At 42.2% G+C, this 6,808-nt stretch carries 8 protein-coding genes; 3 read left to right on the top strand and 5 right to left on the bottom strand.

Going from position 1 to position 6,808, the window contains the following annotated elements; all coding sequences use genetic code 11:
• The coding region (locus BLL41_RS18335) for an ABC transporter transmembrane domain-containing protein (protein WP_256252462.1) at positions 1-301 on the bottom strand (301 nt) is incomplete at its 3' end.
• 540 nt (positions 302-841) lie between these two features.
• Here BLL41_RS18335 and BLL41_RS23355 point away from each other — a divergent pair.
• Genes BLL41_RS23355 through BLL41_RS22910 form a run of 3 tightly spaced genes read left to right on the top strand, consistent with a single transcriptional unit; the run spans position 842 to position 1,188 of the window.
• Positions 842-937 (top strand): GatA family leaderless bacteriocin, encoded by a 96-nt coding sequence (locus tag BLL41_RS23355; RefSeq protein WP_198530921.1) that lies wholly within the window; start codon positions 842-844, stop codon positions 935-937.
• Between the two features lie 32 nt (positions 938-969).
• Positions 970-1,062: a GatB family leaderless bacteriocin gene (locus BLL41_RS22915; protein ID WP_198530920.1), complete on the top strand. Its 93-nt coding sequence runs from the start codon at positions 970-972 to the stop codon at positions 1,060-1,062.
• A 33-nt stretch (positions 1,063-1,095) separates the two neighbouring features.
• A complete protein-coding gene (locus BLL41_RS22910) occupies positions 1,096-1,188 on the top strand; it encodes a GatB family leaderless bacteriocin (RefSeq protein WP_198530919.1) in 93 nt (30 codons plus the stop codon).
• 270 nt (positions 1,189-1,458) lie between these two features.
• On the opposite strand, the gene ahpF is transcribed toward BLL41_RS22910, so the two are convergent.
• The 4 genes from ahpF to gntP form a co-directional block, all read right to left on the bottom strand.
• Complete coding sequence (ahpF, locus tag BLL41_RS18330) at positions 1,459-2,988, bottom strand: alkyl hydroperoxide reductase subunit F (protein ID WP_071578950.1); 1,530 nt, start codon at positions 2,986-2,988, stop codon at positions 1,459-1,461.
• 13 nt (positions 2,989-3,001) lie between these two features.
• Positions 3,002-3,565: an alkyl hydroperoxide reductase subunit C gene (gene ahpC, locus BLL41_RS18325; RefSeq protein WP_071578949.1), complete on the bottom strand. Its 564-nt coding sequence runs from the start codon at positions 3,563-3,565 to the stop codon at positions 3,002-3,004.
• 465 nt (positions 3,566-4,030) lie between these two features.
• The gene (gene gnd, locus BLL41_RS18320) at positions 4,031-5,437 is read right to left on the bottom strand and encodes a decarboxylating NADP(+)-dependent phosphogluconate dehydrogenase (protein WP_071578948.1); all 1,407 of its coding nucleotides are present in this window, start codon (positions 5,435-5,437) and stop codon (positions 4,031-4,033) included.
• 22 nt (positions 5,438-5,459) lie between these two features.
• Positions 5,460-6,806 carry a gluconate permease GntP gene (gntP, locus tag BLL41_RS18315; protein WP_071578947.1) on the bottom strand — a complete coding sequence of 449 codons (1,347 nt, stop codon included), beginning with the start codon at positions 6,804-6,806 and terminating at the stop codon, positions 5,460-5,462.
• Positions 6,807-6,808 lie beyond the last annotated feature (2 nt).

Here is a 6,808-nt window from a genome sequence, read left to right as displayed (position 1 = left end):
CTAATGATCCGATTATTGATAATATCCCAGAAAATAAATCTGCAATATCCGTTGATAAAAGATTCATTGTCACCGAAGTATCATTAGTTACACGGCTTATTATTTCTCCTGTTTGATTTCTATTGTAAAAGTCAACATCAAGTTTTAATAATTTACCCCAAATTTTCTCTCTAAGTCTTGCAACAATTTTTTGTCCTACAAAAGCTAAAAGATAAAGAGAAATAGACATTGAAGTTAACTCTAGTAAGAACAAAATGATTATTATGGTCAACAAACTAGCAGAAAATCCACTAGTTAACACTTCGATCTGTTCTTTAATTAATAACGGAATAATTAAGAACAAGCTGTATTAATAAGACTTAATAATATACCTATAACTAAAGGTGTTTTTGGAGGGGATGTTTTTTTCCAAAGAGTACCTAAACTACTTTTGTTTTCCACGTAATTGACTCCTTTTGGGAATTTAATTGATTAATCATAATCAATTATACATATATTTACCAAAGAATCAATTGATATTTACCTAGACAATAGGTACTTGGATTTAGAATAGCAAAAACAATTCCCCTATATGCTTATATAGAGGAATTATAGATTTAAATACTAAACATAAATAAACTTATTTTGTTAAAAGAAAAAGCATACCACCTAAAATACAAATTATTAAAAAGAAAATAGTTGAGTTAGTAAAAGATTTTTCTTTTTTCAAATTAAATAACTCCTTTCAATTTTTAGGATAAAAGTATTGACTATTTCCTAAAATTATATTAATCTCTTCATGCGGATAATATTAACATTATTTATCCTTATAATTCAAATGATTTAGAAAGAAGGTGAGAAAATGGGTGCTATTGTAAGAGGTGGCTTAAAAGTCATTGGTGGAGTAGCTGCTAACTGGCTAGGCTGGGAAGCTGGCAGTAGAATTGTTGGGAAGTAAACATTATTGATTTTAGAAAAGAGGTGAAAAGTATGGGAGCAGTTGCAAAATTTTTGGGAAAGGCATTTGTTGGTGGAGCAGCCGGAGGCGCTACATACGCTGGGCTTAAGAAAATTTTCGGATAATTTTAAATAGATTTTAAGAAAGAAGGTGAGAAAATGGGTGCTATTGTAAAAGGAGCTTTAAAAATAATTGGAGGCGGCGCTGCAACTGGTGGTGCAATTTATGGTCTTGAAAAACTATTTAAGTAATTTAGAGCAGGTTAGATAATGGTTTGTGGGGAGCAAACCATTATCTCCTTTTTATATAATATCCTTTTGTCTATCAAAGTAACATATATATTGCTTTAAGAATAACTTAAAACAATATATATGTAAAGGCTTTTTTTAGATTCACATTTGGCATTTCATTTTAAGATAAATTGACGTGCCTTGTATATTATAAGGGAAATAAGAAATATTTTTCTAATAAAAAAGAAAGCCGCAATGCTGCCAATCTGGCAATATTGCGGCTTTCTTGTATTAGTTACGAATAAGGTAATCAAACGCGCCGAGAGCGGCAGTTGCACCTGATCCCATCGAAATAATGATTTGGTTGTACGCGCTGTCTGTGCAGTCGCCGGCAGCAAATAAGCCTGGAACGCTTGTCGCACCGTGTTTGTCGACGATGATTTCGCCGATGCGGTTCCGTTCAACCGTTCCGTCTAACCATTCTGTGTTTGGCACGAGACCGATTTGGACGAATACACCTTGGAGTTCAACGTGTTTTTCTTCGCCTGTTTCGCGGTCTACGTATGTGATGCCGTTAACGCTCTGATCGCCTGTGATTTCTTTTGTTTGTGCATTTTTCACGACAGTGACGTTTGGCAGGCTGTAGAGACGTTTTTGCAGGACTTCGTCTGCTTTCAGTTCTGGCGCGAACTCTAGCACAGTAACGTGATTGACAATACCTGCAAGGTCAATCGCTGCTTCGATTCCAGAGTTTCCGCCGCCGATAACCGCTACGTCTTTGCCTTCAAACAATGGCCCATCACAGTGCGGGCAGTATGCGACACCTTTGTTTTTGAACTCTTGTTCACCAGGTACGTTGACATTGCGCCAGCGTGCACCTGTTGAAAGGATTACTGTTTTACTTTTCAGGACAGCGCCGTTTTCGAGTTCAAGTTCGAACAGATCTTTCTTCTCAAGGCGTTTCGCACGCTGAAGGTTCATGACATCAATATCATATTCCTTCACATGCTCTTCAAGACTTGCAGCAAGCTTCGGTCCTTCCGTTGCTTTGACGCTGATGAAGTTTTCGATGCTCATAGTGTCAAGAACCTGTCCGCCGAAGCGTTCAGCGACAACCCCAGTGCGGATGCCTTTACGTGCAGTGTAGATCGCTGCACTTGCACCAGCAGGTCCGCCTCCGACAACAAGAACGTCAAACGGCTCTTTGTCAGCAAACTCAGATGCATCTGCGCCGCTGCCCAATTTCGCAAGAATTTCTTCAAGCGTCATACGGCCGCTTCCGAAGGATTCGCCATTCAGGTAAACGGTCGGCACTGCCATGATGTTTTTGCTTTCAACTTCTGATTTGTATGCTGCACCGTCGATCATCGTGTGCGTAATGTTCGGGTTCAGCACGCTCATCATGTTTAAAGCTTGTACAACGTCAGGACAGTTGTGGCATGTCAGGCTGATATAAGATTCAAAGTGGTATTCACCGCTGATCTTTTTCACCTGATCAATGACTTTTTGGTCTACCTTAGGCGGTCTGCCGCTCACTTGGAGCAATGCCAAGACTAATGATGTGAATTCGTGGCCCAGAGGGATACCGGCGAATGTAACGCCAGTGTCTTCTCCGACACGATTGACACTGAAGCTTGGCGTTCTGTTTAATTCAGCTTTTTCAACTGAAATTTTTGATGACATGGAAGCCAGCTCATCAACGAGAGCCAGCATGTCCTTAGAAGTGTCATCTTCGCCTGCGCTAACTTTGAGAACAATATCATTCTCAATTAGCTGCATGTATTGATTTAATTGTGCTTTGATATTTGCATCAAGTACCAATGGAATGCACTCCTTAGATTTTACCTACTAGATCAAGGCTAGGTGTAAGAGTTTCGCCGCCTTCTTCCCATTTAGCCGGGCAAACTTCACCTGGGTTTTGACGAACGTATTGTGCTGCTTTTACTTTGCTGATAAGGTTGCTTGCGTCACGGCCGATACCGCCTGCATTGATTTCTACAGTTTGGATGACGCCATCTGGATCGATGATGAATGTACCGCGGTCAGCAAGACCAGTTTCTTCGTCAAGAACATCGAAGTTGCGAGAGATCGTTTGAGATGGGTCACCGATCATTGCGTAAGTGATTTTGCCGATTTTTTCAGAGCTGTCATGCCAGCCTTTGTGTACGAAGTGAGTATCTGTAGAGATAGAGTATACTTCAACACCTAATTCTTTAAGTGCAGCGTATTGGTTTTGAAGATCTTCTAGCTCAGTTGGGCATACGAAAGAGAAATCTGCTGGGTAGAAGCAGAATACGCTCCATTGGCCTTTCAAATCTTCGTTTGTTACATCGATGAATTCACCGTTTTTGAATGCTTTTGCTTCGAATGGAAGTACTTCTTTACCGATTAAAGACATAATGTATATTCCTCCTAAAAATGTATTAGAAAGCATATTCGCTTTCAATAATAATTCTAATTATATATGAATTATTAATTAATATATATTTTTTGTCAAGCCATAACCTACTTTTTTTCATCTTACTAAAGGTGTGACAGGTAGGATTTATGCATTTCTTTTATAACAGATGAGAGGCTGATTCTCAATTAGACAAGGTTTTCAGGGACTTTTGTAAATCAGAATGACAGGCCGTTTTGGCATTTGAACATTTTATGACACCATGGGCAAGGGCAAAGGACAATGGCCAAAAGCAGAATAGAACGGAACAGCAAGCTGCTGTCACATGATGATCTTGGGGATTGTTTCTAGCTATTATTGTATCACTGTTTATGATATTTAAAACATAACTTATGTCTTCTGTTGTTTGGGATAGAAGAAAAAAACACGGTTCAGTTGAAAACTGACCGTGTTTTTGATGACAGGTTATTCAGACCAATTCGTATGGAAAACGCCGTCCATATCAGTCCGTTCGTACGTGTGAGCGCCAAAGTAATCGCGCTGCGCCTGCAAGAGGTTCGCATTGGAACGCCCTGTGCGGTAGCCGTCGTAATAAGAGAGCGCGGTAGTTAAGCATGGGAAAGAGATTCCGGTGCTGATACCCTCGCAAACGACTTTTCGAAGGCCTGTTTGATAGGCATGGAGCTTATCTGTGAAATAAGGCGCGATCAGCAGGTTTGCCAGATTTGGCTGCTCACTGAATGCTTCGCTGATCACGTTTAGGAAATCAGCGCGGATGATGCAGCCGCCTCGGAAAATCAAGGCAATGTCTTTGAGCGGCAGGTTCCAGCCGTAAAGCTCAGATGACATTTTGTATTGGGCGAAGCCTTGTGCGTAGGCGCATACTTTCCCCATGTAAAGAGCCTGTCTGACGTATTCAATCCACGTGTCTTTATCAAAGTGTTTTTCTTCACTTTCCGGTCCTGCTAACACGTCTTGAGCTGCCATACGTTCTTCTTTTAAGGATGACAAGTAGCGGGCGAACAAGGACTCTGTGATGATCGTGGACGGGATGCCGTTATCAATCGCCTGCATGCTCGTCCATTTTCCGGTCCCTTTTTGGCCGGTTTTATCAAGAATGACATCGATCAGAGGCTGCCCTGTTTTTTCGTCATTTTTGCGTAAAATCTCAGCTGTAATCTCTATTAAATAGCTTTTCAGCTCACCTTGATTCCATGTTTCAAAAATAGATGCAATTTCATCAAGCGGCAGACGCAGCGTTTCTCTCAGAAACGTATACGCTTCTGCAATCAGCTGCATGTCGGCATACTCAATGCCGTTGTGCACCATTTTTGTAAAGTGCCCTGCCCCTTTTGGTCCGATATAGACACAGCAAGGGTCATCTCCGACTTGAGCTGCGATTTTTGTCAGGATAGGAGCGGCTTTCTCATAGACGTCGCGATCTCCGCCCGGCATGATGGAAGGCCCTGTTAATGCGCCGACTTCACCGCCGGAAATGCCGACTCCCAGGTAGCCGATCCCTTTTTCCTTCAGCTCGTCATATCTTCTTTCTGTGTCTTCATAATGGGAGTTTCCTCCATCCATGATGACGTCGCCTTCTTCAAGCAAAGGCTTTAATGATTGGATGACGGAATCTACGGGTTTACCCGCTGTGACCATCAAAAAGATTTTTCTTGGTTTCTCTAACGATTGAACAAAGTCCTCTAGCTCGTAATACGGGCTGAGCGATTGTCCATCCAGCTTTTGGACAAGCTGGTCCGTTAAATCTCTGGTGTAATTATAGACAGCGACGTTTTCACCTTTATTTGCCATGTTTAAGGCGATGTTGCTTCCCATTACGCCTAAGCCTATGACACCAATCGTATTCAACATGTGTTACAGCTCCTTCTTAATTTCATACAACTAAACTTAACAATAAAATGAATCCCAGTCCAGCAACGGAAATAATGGTTTCCAGCAATGTCCATGTGGCAAATGTTTCTTTCATGCTTAATCCGAAGTATTCCTTGAACATCCAGAAGCCGGCGTCATTGACGTGTGAAGCGATGACACTTCCGGCGCCTGTTGCGAGCACGACTAACGCCAGGTTAACATCAGAATGCCCCAATAACGGTATGACCAAACCTGTTGTGCTTAAAGCGGCAACAGTGGCTGAACCTAGAGAAATGCGCAGGATCGCCGCGATAAGCCATGCCAGAATGATTGGCGATAATGCCGTTCCTTTGAATAAGTCTGCTACGAAATCACCAACACCGCCGTTGATCAGCACTTGTTTGAAGGCGCCGCCGCCTCCGATGATTAAAAGCATCATGCCGATTTGTGAAATGGCAGTTGAACAAGAGTCCATCACAGTTTTGACTGGAATGTTGCGTTTGATCCCCATTGTATAGACTGCGACCAATAACGAAATAATCATAGCAGTCGACGCGTTTCCAATCAATCTGATAAAAGCTAAAACGCCATTATCTTCAAACCCGATTGTTTCTTGAAGCAGGTCGATAATGGTCGCGACCGACATGATGATAATCGGGAGCATTGCAGTAAAGACACTGATTCCAAAGCCGGGTGTTTCTTCAAGGTTAAACGTTTTTTGTGTGCCGAGTGATGCAATATTGCCGTTTTTCTCAAATGATGCAGGAACGATTTTTTTTGCGAACTTTGTAAATAACGGTCCTGCGATGAGCACTGTCGGAACAGCAACGATAAAGCCGTACAGCAGCACTTCTCCAATGTTTGCGCCATACTCACCGGCGATCGCCGTAGGTCCCGGGTGCGGCGGCAGGAAACCGTGCGTGACGGATAGTGCTGCGACCATCGGTATTCCGAGAAATAAAATAGAAATCTTCAATTCTCTTGAAATCGCAAAGACAATCGGAATTAATAGAACGAGTCCTACTTCAAAAAATAACGCAATCCCAATAATGAATGAGGCAATGACAACAGCCCATTGAATATTTTTCTCACCGAATTTGTTAACGAGCGTCATCGCAATGCGCTGTGCGCCTCCTGAATCAGCGATCAGCTTGCCCAGCATCGCACCGAGTCCGAAGATAAGCGCGATGTGGCCAAGAGTCCCCCCTATTCCTGCTTCGATGGAACTGACAACTTTATCGAACGGCATCCCGAGTGCCAGTGCCACGCCGAACGATACGACCAGCAGGGAAATAAATGTGTTTAATTTTAAGCCCATAATCAAAAATAGTAATGCTAAGATCCCAAGTGCAACGATGATTAACGGCATGG

This window comes from Bacillus sp. FMQ74 (genome assembly GCF_001875785.1).
GTDB classification, from domain to species: domain Bacteria; phylum Bacillota; class Bacilli; order Bacillales; family Bacillaceae; genus Bacillus; species Bacillus stercoris.
Note: the sequence above shows the minus strand (reverse complement) of the source record. Positions and strands in the feature narration are given on the sequence as shown.